Raw genomic sequence first — 17,032 nt, forward strand, 5'->3', positions numbered from 1 at the left:
GTAGTCACCACGGTCAGGTGTTTCGAATTCGATGCGTGTGGATCGTTGAAGCAAGGCGTGCACGCAGTCACGGATGAAAGGCTTGGACCACAAGGAGTAGAACGTGGATAGAAGACTTGCGACTGCCGCTTTACCTCGTATTTCTGCGCTTTCTCTTGCGATCCGCCTGGGAGTGGCCGGGCTGGTGATGGGGCTGGCGAGCCCGGATGTGTTTGCCGCCTGCAGCCCGGCAAGTCCTGCGGCCGGCGCGACGGTGACCTGTACGGGCGTGCCGTCATTGCCATTGTTCCTCAATACCTTCAGCAGCGCGGTCAACAACCTGACGGTCAACGTCAATGCCGGGGCGCAACTCAACGCAACGCTGGGCGGCAAAGCACTGACCCTGACCGGCAACAACGCCACGTTGAACAACTCCGGCACCATTGACCCGGCACTCCTCGGACTGGTTTCAGTGCTGAGCGGTGGGGTGGTGATCGGCAACACGGCAGCCAGCGTGTTGAACATCACCAACAGTGCCACCGGCATCATGCGCGGTACTGGCGCGTTGCTGGGGCTGAACCTGGCCTCGTTGGATGGCATGGCCCTGAACGCCACCAACGGCGCAGGCGGCACCACCACGATCGTCAACAACGGCGTCATTGGTTCTTCCTCCTTGCTCGGCCTGACGTTGTTTGCCTCCGATACCCCGGTGGTAGCGGTGCAGGGTGGCGGGCAGGTCAATATGACCAACAACGGCGCACTGACCGGGCGCGTGGCGTTCGAGAGCTCTGCTACGGGGAACACGTTCCGCAACACCGGCACTATCTCTGGCGGCGTTTCGATGGGGACCGCCAGTACCAACACGTTTACAGCGGTCACGGGGTCGCAGGTGACCAGTGGCGGCGGCCTCGGCTTAAGCCTTGGCGGACTGATCGGCGTGAACCTGACGTTCGCGCCCACCGGCCAGGTGGACGGTGGCGCAGGCGGCAGCAACTCGCTGATCCTTGAAAACACGACGGGCGTCGGTGGTGGCAGTACAGGCACCGGCACGGCTTCAAGCGCCAACTATGTCAACTTCAACAACCTGGCCATCAACAGTGGCACCTGGACGTTGCAGGGGCCGCTGGTCAGCGGCAGCACTACGCTCAATGGGGGTGTGGCGCAATTCAATAACAACGCGACATTTGGCAGCGGTGTGCTCACGTCTAACGGCGGCGCTATCGAGGCCACTGGCAACGGCCTGACACTGGCCAACCTGATGACCCTGGGTACCGGTGGTTTAACGGTACAGGGCGCCTCGACCGGGCTGACCCTGAGTGGTGTGATCTCGGGCGCCGCGGGTGTGAGCAAAGCGGGTATCGGCGAATTGATCCTCAGTGGCGCCAATACCTTCCAGGGTGGTACCACCTTGAACGCCGGCACGCTTACATTGGGCAATGCCGCGGCGCTAGGTACCGGTGCCTTGACCGTGGCGGGTGCAGGTATTTTGCAGAGCAATGCTGCGCTGACAACCAGCAATGCGATTACCTTGAACGCGAATCTGACCGTAGACGGCGTGAACCCGCTGACCCTTGGCGGGGTTGTCAGCGGTGGTTCCGGGTTGATCAAGGAGGGCGTATCGAGCCTGGCGCTTACGGGCAACAATACTTACACCGGCGCCACGGCCCTCAACGCCGGTTCGCTGGTGGTTGGCTCCAATACTGCGCTCGGCGCCAGTGTGTTGAACGCCTCGGCGGGTACCACGCTGGATGCCAGTGCAGCAGTGAGCCTGGGCAATAACCTCAACCTGGGCGGTAACCTGACCCTTGGCGGCAGCAACGCGCTGACCCTTGGCGGTGTGGTGGCGGGCCTTGGTGGGTTGATCAAGAACGGCCCGGCGGATCTGATCCTCAATCAAGCGAACACTTACCTGGGCAACACTGCGCTGAACAGCGGCAAGCTGGTAGTTGGCGCCAGTGGTGCCTTGGGCGCGGGTACGTTGAATGCAGCCGGGGGCACGACCCTGGACGCCAGTACCAGTACGACGCTGGCCAACGCGATCAACCTGGCCGGTAACCTTGGAATCGGTGGCAGCGCCAACCTGACCCTGGGCGGCACGGTCAACGGTGCAGGCAGCCTGACCAAAGACGGCGCGGCCGGCCTGACACTCAGCGGCAGCAATAATTTCCTGGGCGGCACTACTCTGAATGCGGGCAGCCTGACCGTCGGCAGCAATACGGCGCTTGGCCTGGGCAACTTGACCGTCGGCGGCGCCGCAACCCTGGACAGCAACTCAGCGGTGGCACTGGGCAATGGCATTGTCCTCAACGCCGGGCTGATCGTCGGCGGCACCAATGGGCTGACCCTGGGCGGTGTGGTCAGCGGCGCGGGGGCGCTGATCAAGGATGGCCTGGCCAACCTGACCCTTGACGGCACCAACACGTTCACCGGTGGCACCAGCCTCAACGCCGGTACGTTGACCTTGGGCACGGCAGGCGCATTGGGCGCGGGCCCCTTGACGGTAGGCGGTGCGGCCACTCTGGATACCAGCGCGACCTTCACCCTGGGCAACGGGATTGCCTTGAATGGCGACCTGACGCTCGCGGGTAACAATGACCTGAACCTCAGCGGCGTGATCAGCGGCGCCAGTACGCTGATCAAAAATGGCTTGGCTGACCTGACCTTGAGCGGCAGTAACACTTTTACCGGGCCATTGAATATTGTCTCCGGCAGCGTCACCACCGGCAGCGCCGGTGCATTGGGCAGCACCTCCGGCGTTGATGTCAGCGCTGGCGCTGCGCTGAACCTGGGCGTCGATTCCAGCCTGGCCGGCCTCAGCGGTGCGGGTGGCGTGGTAGTCGGCGGCGGTTTGGAACTCACCGTGGGTGGCGTGAACACCAGCAGTACTTTTGACGGTGACCTCAGCGGCGCGGGCAGCTTGATCAAGGTGGGTACCGGCACGCTCACGCTCAACGGAATCAATGGCATCACCGGTAACACGGCGATCAACGCGGGCACTCTGGATGTCGATGGTTCCCTGGGCAGCGCGTCGGTCAACGTGAATACCGGCGGCACCCTCACCGGCAGTGGCTCGCTATTGGGTACGGCGAATATCAACAACGGCGGGTACCTGGCGCTGGGCAGTGGCACGACCTTGTCGGCTGGCGGCCTGAACATGAGTGCCGGGGCCAGTCTGGATGTGGCGCTTGGCGCACCGTCGCTGACCTCGCTGATGAATGTCGGTGGCAACGTGAATCTGGCCGGCGACCTTAATGTGAGCGATGCCGGTGGCTTTGGCGCCGGCGTGTATCGCTTGATCAACTACACCGGCGGCTTGACCGGCGCATTGAACGTCAACACGGTGCCGCTGGGTTATGGCCTGGGTGATCTGCTGGTACAGACCTCAGTGGGCAGCCAGGTCAACCTGGTGGTAGCGGCGCCGAATATTCGTTTCTGGGACGGCAGCAACACCCTTGCCAACGGCACTGTCGACGGTGGCAACGGCACCTGGACAGCGGGGGGCACCAACTGGACCTCGGCCGACGGCCTTTCCAACCAGACCTGGGGCGGTGGCTTTGCGGTGTTCCAAGGTGCTGCGGGGACTGTCAGCGTGAATGGCGTACAAACCATCACCGGTCTGCAATTCGTCACCGATGGCTACAGCCTGGTCAATGGCACCGGTGGGCAGTTGAGCACCGGCAGCGGCAACTTCGCCGTGCGCGTCGACCCACTGGCGACTGCCACCCTCGGCGTCGATATCACCGGCGCGGGCGTTCTGAACAAACTCGATACCGGCACGCTGGTGCTCAATGGCGCCAACAGCTACACCGGTGGCACCTTGCTCAATGGCGGTACCTTGGTGGTCGGCAGCAACACCGCGCTGGGTACTGGCGCCCTGACTGCTGCGGCGGGCACCACACTGGACAGCAACGCCTCCGTAACCCTGGGCAATAATGCGGTACTCAGCGGCAGCCTGACGGTCGGCGGCAGCAACGCATTGGCGCTCAATGGCGCCATCAGTGGCATCGGTGGTCTGGTGAAGAACGGCACGGCAGACCTGACACTCGGCGGCACCAATACCTTCCTGGGCCCTGTGGCCTTGAACGCAGGCGGGCTGATCCTGGCCAGCAATACGGCGCTGGGCGCGGGCGTGTTGAACGCCGCCGGCGGCACAACATTGGACGCCAGCACGGCGGTTACCACCACCAACGCGATCAATCTGGCTGGCAACCTGGGCATCGGCGGCACCGCTGACCTGACGCTCGGCGGCGCAATCAACGGTGCGGGCAGCCTGACCAAGGAGGGCGCGGCCAATCTGATCCTCAGCGGCGCCAACGCCTACCTGGGTGGCACCACCCTGAACGCCGGTACGCTGACCTTGGGCAGCGCCACCGCCCTTGGTCTGGGCAACCTCACCGTTGGCGGCGCGGCGACCCTGGATAACACGGCAGCGCTGAGTGTGGGCAATGGCGTCGTGCTTGACGCCAACCTCGCCGTCACCGGCAGCAATGACCTGACCCTGGGTGGCCTGGTCACCGGCACGGCTGGCCTGAGCAAAGACGGCGCGGCCAACCTGACCCTCAATGGCGTCAACACCTTCCAGGGCGGCACCACCCTCAACGCCGGCACGCTGACCCTGGGCACGGCAGCGGCCCTGGGTACCGGCGCCTTGAACGTAAACGGCGCGGCCACGCTGGCCAACAGCACACCGCTGGTATTGGCCAATGCGGTCAACCTCAACGCTGGGCTGACCGTGGGCGGTCTCAACAATAACCTGACCCTGGCCGGCGTGCTGGCCGGCAGCGGTAGCCTGGTCAAAACCGGCACGGCGGATGTGAGCCTCACCGGTACTAACACCTTCAACGGCCTGTTCGATGTGCAATCGGGCAGCCTCACCACGCTGGGCAATGGGGCACTGGGTGTCGGCGCCGGGGTCAACCTGGCGAGCGGTACTTCCTTGAACCTGGGCGGCAGCGCCAGCCTGGGCGCCCTCACGGGTACCGGGCTTGCAACCGTAGCGGCCGGCAGCACCTTGAGCGTCGGCAACAATAACCTCGACAGCACTTTCGACGGCGTCGTGGCAGGCCTCGGCAACCTGGCCAAAGACGGCACAGGCGCCTTGACCCTCGGTGGCCTCAGCGTGGTGACCGGCGATGCCCAGGTCCACGCCGGCAGCTTGCTCGTCAATGGTTCCCTGGCCAGCACCAACGTGGCGGTGGGCAGTGGTGCCACCCTCGGTGGTACCGGTACTTTGTTGGGCAACGTGACCATTGCCGACGGCGGCCACCTGGCCGTCAATTCCGGCGCGACCCTCACCACCGGTTCGTTGCTGTTCAATGCCAACTCCAACCTGGATGCGGGCCTCGGCGCGCCCGCCACTGGCGGCACGGCGCTGGTTCAGGTCAACGGCAACCTGACCCTGGACGGCACCCTCAACGTCACGGATATCGGCGGCTTCGGTGCGGGTATCTACCGCCTGATCGACTACACCGGCGGCCTGACCAACAACGGCCTGCTGCTGGGCAGCCTGCCGGTGAACATCCCGGCCAGCGACCTGGACCTGCAAACCGCTATCGGTAACCAGGTCAACCTGCTGGTCAACGGCAGCACCAACGTGCAGTTCTGGGACGGCAGCCAAACCACGGGCAATGGCACCATCGAAGGCGGCAGCGGCACCTGGAGTGCAGGCGCCAGCCAATGGACCGGCGTCAACGGCGCATTCAATACAGCCTGGACCCCGAACAGCTTTGCCGTGTTCCAAGGCACGGCGGGCACTGTCACGGTTGACGGCGCGCAAGCCATCACCGGTTTGCAGTTCGTCACCGATGGCTACAACCTGGCCGGCAGCGCAGCGGGCGCCTTGACCCTGTTCAACGGCGTGGGCGGCAACACCGCCGTACGTGTCGATCCCGGCGTCACTGCCACCCTGGGCGTCGCGCTCAACGGCGGCGGCACCCTGGCCAAGCTCGACACCGGCACCCTGGTGCTTAACGGTGCCAACAGCTACACCGGCGGCACCGCCCTGGATGGCGGCACCCTGGTGGTCGGCAATAACAGTGCTCTGGGCAGCGGCGCCTTGACCACCGCCAACGGCACCACCCTGGACAGCAACACCGCAGTCAGCTTGGCCAATGCGCTCAACGTCAACGGTAGCCTGACCCTCGGCGGCAGCAATGCCCTGACTCTGGCCGGCACCGTGGCGGGCACGGGCAGCCTGATCAAGAATGGCATCGCCAACCTGACCCTCAGTGGCAACAACACCTATGCCGGCCCAACCGCACTCAACGCAGGCGGCCTGATCCTGGCCTCCAACACGGCCCTGGGCAGTGGCGCCCTGAACGCGGCCGCCGGCACCACCCTCGACAGCAGCACGGCGGTCGCCCTGGCCAATACGGTCAATCTGGCCGGCAACCTGGGCATTCTAGGCACCGCCGACCTGAGCCTGAACGGCCTGGTCAGCGGTACCGGTGGGCTGACCAAAACCGGCGCGGGCGACCTCACGCTCAACGGCGCCAATGCCTACTTGGGCGGCACGCAGTTGAATGCCGGCTCCCTGACCCTGGGCAATGCGTCGGCCCTGGGCAGTGGTGCCTTGGCGGTCAATGGGGCAACCACCCTGGACACCAACACGGCGTTGGCCCTGGCCAATAACACCAGCCTGAATGCCGCGCTCACCGTCGGCGGCAGCAACGACCTGAGCCTCAACGGCGTGGTGGACGGCAGTGGTTCGTTGACCAAGGCCGGTGGCGCCAACCTGACTCTGAACGGCGCCAATACCTACAGCGGCGGCACGGCACTCAATGCCGGTACGCTGACCCTCGGCAGCACCACGGCCCTGGGCTCGGGCGCGCTGACCGTCGGCGGTGCGGCGACCCTGGCCAATAGCACGCCGCTGGTGCTGGCCAATGCGGTAAACCTCAATGGCGACCTCAGCGTCGCTGGCAGCAACAACCTGACCCTGGCCGGCGTACTCGCTGGCAATGCAGCGCTGATCAAGAATGGCGCGGCGGACCTGCTGCTGACTGGCAACAACAGCTTCAGCGGCCCACTGACCGTGGCGGCCGGCAGCGTGACCACGGCGGGTAATGGTGCGCTGGGCACCACCTCCGGCGTCACTGTCGGCAGCGGCGCGAGCCTCAACCTGGGTGGCAATGCCAACCTCAACAGCCTGGCTGGCACCGGCACGGTGCAGGTGGCGGGCGGCGCTACGCTGGCGGTGGGAGGCAGCAATCTTGATAACAGCTTTGGCGGCGCGCTCAACGGTGCCGGAAACCTGGATAAAAACGGCAGCGGGGTGCTCAACCTGAGCGGCACCAATGCCCTCAGCGGCGCGGCCAACGTCAACGGCGGTACCTTGAATGTCACAGGTTCCCTGGCCAGCGGCACGGTGGCGGTGAACAGCGGCGCAACCCTGGCCGGCAGCGGTTCATTGGCCGGCGCTGTGTCCGTGGCCGACGGTGGGCACATCGGCCTGGCCTCCGGCAGCACACTGTCGGTGGGCTCGTTGGTGCTGGGTGGCAACTCGAACCTGGATGTTGGCCTCGGCACCCCGGTGCTGGGCGGCGGCACAGGCCTGCTGAATGTCGGCGGCGACCTGACTCTGGACGGTAACCTCAATGTCACCGATATCGGCGGCTTTGGCAGCGGCGTCTACAACCTCATCAACTACACCGGGGCCTTGACCGATAACGGCCTGGCGCTCGGCACACTGCCAGGCAGTGTGGTACCGGGTGATCTGCAAGTGCAGACCGCGATCACCAGCAAGGTCAACCTGCTGGTGACTGCGCCCAACACCACCGTACAGTTCTGGGATGGCAACAGCCTGATCGGCAACGGTGCGATTGACGGCGGCAACGGCACCTGGAACGCCGGCAATACCAACTGGACCAATGTCGACGGCACCCTCAACCAGGGCTGGGTCAACAGCTTCGCGGTGTTCCAAGGCGCGGCGGGCAACGTGACGGTGGACGGCACGCAGAACATCACCGGCATGCAGTTCGTCACTGATGGCTACACCCTGGGCTCCGGCACGGCGGGCGTGCTCAACCTGGTCAATGGCGGCACCGGCAACACCGCGGTGCGCGTCGACCCCAATGCCACCGCGACCCTGGGCGTGACCCTCAACGGCGCTGGCACCCTGGCCAAGCTCGACAGCGGCACCCTGGTACTCAACGGCAATAATGGCTACACCGGCGGTACCGCGCTGAATGGCGGCACCCTGGTGGTGGGTAACAACAGTGCCCTCGGCACAGGCGCTCTGACGGCGGCCGGCGGCACCACCCTGGACAGCAACGCGGCGGTCAGCCTGGCCAATGCGGCTGTACTCAACGGTGCCTTGGCGGTGGCAGGCAGCAATGCGCTGACCCTCGACGGGGTTATCAGCGGCAGCGGCAGCCTGGTGAAAAACGGTGCGGCAGCGCTGACGCTCAATGGCGTCAACAGCTACAGCGGCGGCACTGGCCTGAACGCCGGTCAATTGATCCTTGGCAATAATGCTGCCTTGGGCAGTGGTGCCTTGACGGTCGGCGGCGCGGCGCAACTGGATGGCAGCACCGACCTGCAACTGGCCAATACCCTCAACCTGGGTGGCCCGCTTACCCTGGCCGGCAGCCACGACCTGGCCCTCAACGGCGTGGTCAGCGGCAGCGGCGGCCTGGTGAAAAATGGCAACGGCGACTTGTTGCTGACCGCGGCCAACACCTACAGCGGCGGTACCACGCTCAACGGCGGCAGCACCACGGGCAACACCGCCAGCCTGCAAGGCGCTATCGTCAACAATGCGGCGTTGACCTTTGAGCAAGCCACCGACGGCACCTACACCGGCAACCTCACCGGTACCGGCGTGTTGAATAAAACCGGTACCGGTGCGTTGCTGCTCAGCGGCACTAACACCTTCACCGGCAACACCAACGTCAACACCGGCAGCCTGCTGGTCAACGGCACCTTGAACAGCGCCGCGGTACAAGTCGCCAGCGGCGCGACCCTCGGTGGCAGCGGCACCCTGGGCGGTGCGGTGAACATGGCAGACGGCTCGGTGCTCCAGGCCGGCGCCGCGACGCCGCTGTCGGTGGGTTCGCTGGGCTTGTCATCGGGCACCACCCTGGACTTCGCCCTCGGCGCGCCGGGTGCCTCCAGTACGGCGGTGAACGTGGCGGGCAACCTGACCCTGGACGGCACCCTCAACGTCAGCGATACGGGCGGCTTCGGCGTCGGCGTGTACCAACTGTTCCGCTACGGCGGCAGCTTGACCGATAACGGCCTCACCTTTGGCACCTTGCCGGTGGCACTGGGCAACCTGAGCCTGCAAACGGCGCTGGCCAACCAGCTCAACCTGGTGGTGCAAACCGCGCCAGGGCAAATCCAGTTCTGGAACGGCGGCACCACCAACCCCGATGGCACCATTACCGGTGGCAGTGGTACCTGGGGCCCGGGCACCAACTGGACTGACCCGACCGGCACCCAGGGGCAGGCGTCCACCAACCAGTTCGCGGTATTTGGCGGGCAGGGCGGCACCGTGACCGTGGTTGGCAACCAAGGCTTCACCGGCCTGCAAGTGCTGGACGCCGGCTACGTGCTGACGGCCGGCGAAGGCGGCAGCTTGAGCCCGACCAACGCGGCGGATGGCAGCCTGGCGGCGGTGCGGGTCAATTCCGGCGTGACCGCCCAGATTGATGCTCCGCTGGTGGGAACCGGCGGCATCAACAAGCTGGATGCCGGTACCTTGCTGCTGACTGGCGCCAATACCTACACCGGCGGCACCACCGTCAGTGGCGGTACGCTGGCGGGCACCACCACCAGCCTGCGTGGCAGGATCCTCAACAACGCGCGGTTGTTGTTTGCCCAACGCACCAATGGCCAGTTCAGCGGCACCTTGAGCGGCACCGGTGCGCTGATCAAGCAAGGCGCAGGCGCGCTGTTGCTGACCGGCAACCAGCCGTTCAGCGGCACCGTGGCGGTGGAAGAGGGCGTGTTGCAAGTGGGCAACGCGGCCAACCCAGGCGCCGTGCTCGGCGGCCAAGTCACCGTGGCCAACGGTGCGGGGCTGACCGGTAACGGCAGTGTCGGTTCGCTGGTCAACAACGGCTCGGTGACACCCGACAGCGGCAAACTGACCGTGGCCGGCAACTTTACCAACGCCAGCACCGGTGCGCTGAAGCTGGTGATCACCCCATCCACCACCGGCTCCCTGGCCGTGGGCGGTACCGCCAACCTGGGCGGCACCTTGAATGTGGTCAACCTGGCACCCTATGCCGGCGCCACCACCTACACCCTGCTGACGGCGGGCGCAGTCAACGGTACCTTTGCCACCACCAATCTGGAGAACTTGGCGTTCCTCACTTCCGCGTTGAACTACAGCCCAACCCAAGTGGCCCTGGCGGTCAGCCGCAACGACGTCAGTTACGCCAGTGTGGCGGCCACTGGTAACCAGCGCGGCGTGGCGGCGGCGTTGGGCACAGGCACCGGAGTCGGTGGCGCAGCGGTGCAAAACGCCCTGCTTAATGGTGATGTGGCAGCGGCACGCGCGGCCTTCGACAGCTTGTCCGGCGAAATCCACGCCAGCACCGCCAGCGCCATGCTTGAAGACTCGCGTTACGTGCGTGATGCGGTCAACGAGCGCCTGCGCCAACCCGGTTGCTACCGCGAGGACGACCCGCGCAATGCCCTGGCACCCAGCGAAAACCACCTGAGCAGCGCCGGTTGTCACGGCGAGATGGTCGGCTGGATGCGCGTGCTTGGCACCTGGGGCCATATGGGCGGTGACAGCAACACCGCCAAGCTGGACCGCAACCTCAGCGGCTTCCTGCTCGGCACCGACAAGCAAGTGGACGACGCCTGGCGCGTGGGCGTGGCCGCCGGCTACACCCGCAGCGACCTGGACGCCAAGCGCCGCAATTCCAGCGCTGATGTGGACAGCTACCACCTGATGGCCTACACCGCCTACCAGCAGGAAGCCTTCGCCGCACGGATGGGCGTGGCGTACAGCTGGCATGACGTCGAAAGCAAGCGCAACGTGGCCGTCGGTGCCGAGGGCCAACGCCTCAAAGCCGATTACAAGGCACGCAGTGCGCAGGTGTTCGGTGAAGTCGGCTACACCATCCAAACCCCTAGCGTGGCCCTGGAACCGTTCGCCGGCCTGGCCTACGTCAACTACGACAGCGACACCATCAAGGAAAAAGGCGGTTCGGCAGCCCTGCGTGGCGATGCCGACCAGGACATCACCTACTCGACCCTGGGCGTGCGCATTGGCCAGACCATCACCCTGGGCAACGGCTCGAAAATCACCCCACGGGGCAGCATCGGCTGGCGCCATGCCTTCGGTGATACCAAGCCCGACGCCGACCTGAGCTTTATCAATGGCGGTGGCTCGTTCAGCACCCAAGGCGTGCCGATTGCCAAGGACAGTGCAGTGGTGGAAGCGGGGCTGGATTACCAGATCAGCCAGAACGGCAGACTGGGCCTGGGCTATTCGGGCCAACTCTCGCGTAACGACAAGGACCACGCAGTGACCGTGAGTTTCTCCCTCGGTTTTTGATCACGGCCGAGTTTTTTGAACCGCCCGAAAGGGCGGTTTTTTTTGGAAGATTTTTTGAAGAAGTACGTTGGTTAATGAAAGCAGGGCATTTATTGCTCACCGGGCAGCCTGAAGGATGTGAATACAATTTCTTCCGGAACACGGCTGGCGACCAACCGACGCCGGCCTAAAGTTATGCACTTGAGTTTATATTCCTTGGGTGGCATATTTGCATGGTCTGGGACATTGAATACACGGATGAATTCGAAGAGTGGTGGGATGGCTTGGATGCAAAGGAGCAATCGTCGGTGGCTGCCAGTGTTGATTTGCTGGGGCTGTTCGGGCCTGGGCTGCGCTTTCCCCATAGCAGCGATATCAAGGGTGCTCGGCACGGCAACCTGCGAGAGTTGCGGGTACAGCATGCAGGGCGACCTTACAGGGTGTTGTATGCCTTCGATTTTCGGCGCTGTGCAGTGTTGCTGATAGGTGGCGATAAAACCGCACAGCACCGTTGGTACCACGAGTACGTACCCTTGGCAGAGAAGCTGTACGACGTACATTTAGACTCATTGCGTAAAGAGGGCCGTGACCATGGCTAAGAAATTCGCGGAACTGAAAGCTCGCATGACACCTGAGGCGCACGCCGATGCCGAGCAGATATTTCAGCAACACTTGAAAGAAATGCCGCTGCATGAGTTGCGCAAAGCCCAGCAACTGAGCCAGGCAAGCCTGGCAAAGGCATTGAATATCAACCAGGCAGCGGTTTCGAAGATGGAGCGTCGTACTGATATGTACATCAGCACGTTGCGTGACTACATACGTGCGATGGGGGGCGAGCTGGAAATCATCGCCACTTTTCCGGATGGCCAGGTCAAAATTGACAACTTTGCCTGTTGAAGTAGCTGGGCTCTTCGCCAGATTCAGGCTATTCCAATTGTCCTGAGCGTGGCGAACGCTGGTCAGGATTCACCTTCCTTGTCGGCTCTGTTTGTTACTATCGCCATCCCTTCCGCCAGGAGTCACCGCCCCATGCAACACCAGTGGGATGAAATGCACCGCACCCGCAAACCCACGTTCGTCTTGTGTGGCGAGCCCCAGGGGGATGTGCTCAATCTCTATGTTCACGGTTATTCGGCATTCTTCAACCGTCAGCAACTGGGCAGTTTCAAGGAGCAACTGGCCGGTATCGAAGGGTCGACCAACCTGATGTTGTTCTGGCCGGCGGGGCATTTTCTGGAAAACCTGTTTGCACCGTTCAAGGACGTGCTCGCCTCGCTGCTCGGCGGTGGCGGCCTGGGCGCGGCGACGGTGGGCGTGGGCAAGGCCATTGCCTATTTTCTCGACCATTACAAAAGTGTCGAGGCACGGGTCGATGAAGTGGCCAAGACGTTATTGCCAGAGCTGGCCGGCTACCTGCACGACCAGTCGCTGCCGGTACGGCGTATCAACCTGATCGGCCACTCCCTGGGCGCGCGTATCCTGGTCAAGAGCTTGCTGGCCAGCCCCGAGATTGCTCGCGAACTGCCGCTCGATAACCTGTTGTTGATGGGCGGGGCGATTTGTACATCGAGCCCCTGGGATGATGTGTCGGCGCCGCTCAAGGGGCGGTTGATCAACTGCCACTCCAGCAAGGACTGGGCGCTGGCCATGAAACCCGATACCGAGCGTTGCATTGGCCGCTATGCGATTGACGTAACGCCCGCGCTCAAGTCCAAGGTCACCAATGTGCACCTGGCCAGCTTCGATCATGCCGCCTATTGGCCGCAGTTGAAGACGGTGGTGCAGTACACCGATTTGCTGCAGGAGCGGCGCGGCATGATCCGTGTGGACTCGCGCAGCAGTGAAGTGCGTTTTGCCGAAGCGGACGTGGACCTGTACCCGGCATTGGTGCAAGCGCGGCCGGAGGAGCTGAAGTTTCTTGCCGAACTGATGGCGCAAAAGCGCAGTGCCGCGATTGATGCCAGTGTGCGCGAGCCGTTGAAACTGGCCATTGAATTGCAGCGCATGGGCGGTGATAGCTTTATGAACCTGGCCCGTGGCCATGGCGTGGGCTATCGCCAGATTGCCGAAGATGTGGCGCAACGCCTGGGCATCAAGTTCGACCAGCCACTTGAGCACGTGGCGCTGGCAGAGATCGAAGGGCAGGTCGCAGAAACACTGATCGAGCAGTACAAGGACAAACTCAGTCGCGCTGATCGCCAGGCGTTCGAGGCCGAGCTCAAGGCGGCTGCACAAAAAGAGCAGGGGCTGTTCAACCGTTTCGATCTGGGGCGTTCGGCCACCACCGCCTTGAGCGGCACGGCGTTGGCCGGGCTGACTGGGTTTATCCTGCGGCGCGGTGCGGCCACGGCGATTCCGGTGGTGGGCCAGGCGCTGGCTGCGGCGATGTTGCTGGTCAGCGGGGTGCGAGCGTTTTCCGGCCCGGCATATTCGATCACCACCCTGGCGGTACTGGTGATCGGCGTGATTCGCCAGCGCATGGAGCGCGAGGCCCTTAACCAGGAACTGGAGCTGGTGGTGCAAGTGGTGGAAGCGTTTGACCTGCCGCGAGACACGGTGATGCGCACGGTCGCGTCCGACTGATAAGCTGCTGCCCAAGTCTTGTGTATTTGCCTGGAATACCGCGTGAAATTCAGCCTGCCGAAAATCGCTACCGCCCCGTTCTGCCCGCCGGAAGTGGCCGGCTCTGTCGCTGTTGATCCCAAGGCCTCGTTTTTTAAACGGGTGCTGATGTTCGCTGGCCCCGGCCTGTTGATCTCCATCGGCTACATGGACCCCGGCAACTGGGCAACGGCCATTGAAGCCGGTTCACGCTACGGCTACAGCCTGTTGTTTGTGGTGCTGCTGGCCAGCCTGGCGGGGATGGCGGTGCAGTGCCTGTGTTCACGGCTGGGTATCGCCACTGGCAAGGACCTGGCGCAACTGTGCCGTGAGCGCTACAGCCAGCGCTCTGCTCGTACCCAGTGGGTGTTGGCGGAAATCTCCATCATCGCCACAGACCTTGCCGAAGTGCTCGGCTGCGCCCTGGCGTTTCACCTGTTGCTGGGCGTGTCGCTGACCACTGGTATTGTCATCACTGCCTTCGATACGCTGTTGATCCTGGCCCTGCAAAATCGTGGTTTTCGCCGCCTGGAAGCGATCATGCTGGCGCTGGTCGCCACCATCGGCGTGTGTTTTTTCATCGAACTGGTGCTGATCAAACCCTACTGGCCCGACGTGCTCAGTGGCTTCACTCCGTCACTGTCGGCTATCAGCGATGCGGCGCCGTTGTACTTGGCCATCGGTATTCTCGGCGCGACGGTCATGCCTCATAACCTCTACCTGCACACCTCCATCGTGCAGACCCGCCTGATCGGCAAGGACCTGGCGAGCAAACAGGACGCGGTCAAGCTGGCGCGTATCGACACCATCGGCTCCCTGGCCTTGGCGCTGTTGGTCAACGGCGCCATCCTGGTGCTGGCGGCTGCAGCCTTCTACAAGACCGGCCATACCGATGTGGTGGAGATCCAGGACGCCTATCACCTGCTCGATCCCTTGGTCGGCGGTGCTTTCGCCAGCATTCTGTTCGGTATCGCCTTGCTGGCTTCGGGTCAGAGTTCGACCTTTACCGGCACCATTGCCGGCCAAGTTATCATGGAGGGTTACCTCAACCTGCGCATACCCTGCTGGCAGCGCCGCCTGATTACCCGTGGGCTGGCGCTGATCCCGGCGTTTCTAGGTGTATGGCTGATGGGTGATGATGCCATCGGCAAGCTGCTGATTCTCAGCCAGGTGGTCCTGAGCCTGCAGTTGCCCTTTGCGCTGTACCCGCTGATCCGCATGACTGGCGACAAGCAATTGATGGGGCCATTCGTCAACCGGCTGCCCACGCGGCTGCTGGCGTGGTTTCTGTTCGCGGTGATCAGTGGGGCGAATGCGTGGTTGATCGGGCAGTGGTTGTTCTGAGCTAGGGTTGAGTCATGTGCTCGTTTTCTCAACACCGCCTTCGAACAGTTTGCGCTCCATCAGGGGGCGGTCACACTCACCGATCCCAATACGGCACCGTCCCAAAACACTCCACGAAATAGTCGATCACCGTGCGCACCTTCAATGAGAGCCTGCGGCTGCCCGGCCACAACGCGGCGATCTGTTGGGGCTCCAGGGTTGTCGCGACCTCATACTCACTCAGCACCGCCTGCAAGGTGCCGGCGCGCAGGCTTTCGCCAATCAGCCAGGACGGAAACGCCACCAGGCCCAGGCCTTGTTCGGCGGCGTGGGTGAGTGTGTCGGCGTGGTTGCCAGTGATGGGGCCGCTGACGCTATAGGGGGTCCAATCGCCTTGGCCGCGGCGGAAGAACCAGCGCTGCTGACCGGTGATGCCTTTGTAGGCCAGGCAGTGGTGGTGGGCCAGTTCGTCGGGGTGGCGCGGCGTGCCATGCTGGGCCAGGTAGGCGGGGCTGGCTGCGATGCGAAAGCGTTGCGGCGCGAAGATGCGCGCCTGCATGCCCGAGTCATTGAGCACGCCGATACGAAACAGCAGGTCGGTGCCGTCTTGCAGCGGGTCGACGAAGGTGTCGGTCTGCTGGATATCCAGTTGCAGCTTCGGGTAGCGCCGGCACAGCCCTCCCAGCCAGGGTGAAAGGTGACGCTGGCCGAACGCCATGGGCGCGTTGATGCGCACCAGGCCGCTGGGTTCGCTGTCTTGCTCCTGCAGGGCCTGGTTAGCCGTCTCCAACTGCTCGAGTAGCAAGCGTGCGTGACGGCCCAGCAGGCGGCCGGCTTCGGTGGGGCTGACGGCACGCGTATGGCGGTAGAGCAATTGCTGGCCGACGACCTGTTCCATCAGTTGAATCTGCCGCGAAATGGAGGAGGGCGCCAGGCTTTCGCGGCGGGCCACTTCGGAAAAGCTGCCCTGGTCCAGCACGGCCACAAACAGGCGTAGCGCCTTGAAACTCAGTTCATTCAAGCCCTGCATCGTCTCTCCAGGCTGTGCGTTTTGCGCAAAGGTGTTGTCCGCATACTCCCATTTATCGCACAGCACGGCCACCGGATAATGCGCGCCATGTTTTTCCTTTCTTGATACACGGGTGATGTATGCAGGCACGTTCTACCGAAGGCCTGGCGCAGGCCAGGCCGAGCAATAACCTTCTACGGCTGCTGCTGTTGCCGTTGGTGATTCTGGCGGGCATGGGCCTGTCGGTGGAGGCCGGGTTGCTCGGGCCATTGGGCGCGCAGGTCGGGCATTTGTGGGCGACGTTGAGCATCTTTGGCGTTGGCACGGCGATTCTGTTTTTACTGCTGCTGTTCAGCGGCCCGCAAAAGGGTCCAGCATTCACGCAACTGCCACGCTGGCAGTTGATCGGCGGGTTTCTGGGGCCGATGTACGTGGTGGTATTGACCCTGGCCACACCGCACATCGGCATCGCGATGACCATGATCGCGATCCTCTCGGGCCAAGTGGGCAAGAGTGTGTTGATCGACCACTTCGGCTGGTTCGGCACGGCGCGCAAACGGGTCAATGGCGAGCGCTGGATCGCGTTGGCGTTGATTGTGGCGGCTCTGGTTCTGATTGCACGAGGTTAA

The 17,032-nt window shown here is 63.6% G+C and carries 7 protein-coding genes; 6 read left to right on the forward strand and 1 reads right to left on the reverse strand.

Annotated features, from left to right (window positions below):
- The first annotated feature begins 103 nt into the window (after window positions 1–103).
- The 5 genes from AC1RAC_RS14170 to AC1RAC_RS14190 all read left to right on the forward strand — a co-directional run bounded on the left by AC1RAC_RS14170 (window position 104) and on the right by AC1RAC_RS14190 (window position 15,415).
- The gene (locus AC1RAC_RS14170; RefSeq protein ID WP_492616670.1) at window positions 104–11,491 is read left to right on the forward strand and encodes an autotransporter-associated beta strand repeat-containing protein; all 11,388 of its coding nucleotides are present in this window, start codon (window positions 104–106) and stop codon (window positions 11,489–11,491) included.
- Window positions 11,492–11,703: 212 nt separating this feature from the next.
- The gene (locus AC1RAC_RS14175) at window positions 11,704–12,069 is read left to right on the forward strand and encodes a type II toxin-antitoxin system RelE/ParE family toxin (RefSeq protein ID WP_034127312.1); all 366 of its coding nucleotides are present in this window, start codon (window positions 11,704–11,706) and stop codon (window positions 12,067–12,069) included.
- Complete coding sequence (locus tag AC1RAC_RS14180; RefSeq protein ID WP_057977105.1) at window positions 12,062–12,367, forward strand: XRE family transcriptional regulator; 306 nt, start codon at window positions 12,062–12,064, stop codon at window positions 12,365–12,367. The genes AC1RAC_RS14175 and AC1RAC_RS14180 overlap by 8 nt, the downstream gene beginning before the upstream one ends.
- Window positions 12,368–12,499: 132 nt before the next feature.
- Window positions 12,500–14,053: a DUF726 domain-containing protein gene (locus tag AC1RAC_RS14185; protein ID WP_054897040.1), complete on the forward strand. Its 1,554-nt coding sequence runs from the start codon at window positions 12,500–12,502 to the stop codon at window positions 14,051–14,053.
- A gap of 42 nt (window positions 14,054–14,095) precedes the next feature.
- Complete coding sequence (locus tag AC1RAC_RS14190) at window positions 14,096–15,415, forward strand: Nramp family divalent metal transporter (RefSeq protein WP_072448638.1); 1,320 nt, start codon at window positions 14,096–14,098, stop codon at window positions 15,413–15,415.
- 76 nt (window positions 15,416–15,491) lie between these two features.
- Here AC1RAC_RS14190 and AC1RAC_RS14195 read toward each other — a convergent pair whose 3' ends face one another.
- Window positions 15,492–16,424, reverse strand: a complete 933-nt coding sequence (locus tag AC1RAC_RS14195) for a LysR family transcriptional regulator (protein ID WP_236455288.1) — start codon at window positions 16,422–16,424, stop codon at window positions 15,492–15,494.
- A gap of 119 nt (window positions 16,425–16,543) precedes the next feature.
- Between AC1RAC_RS14195 and AC1RAC_RS14200 the strand changes: the two genes are divergently transcribed.
- A complete protein-coding gene (locus tag AC1RAC_RS14200; protein WP_014718846.1) occupies window positions 16,544–17,032 on the forward strand; it encodes a DMT family transporter in 489 nt (162 codons plus the stop codon).

Source organism: Pseudomonas sp. GW823-FHT02F05 (assembly GCF_058797315.1).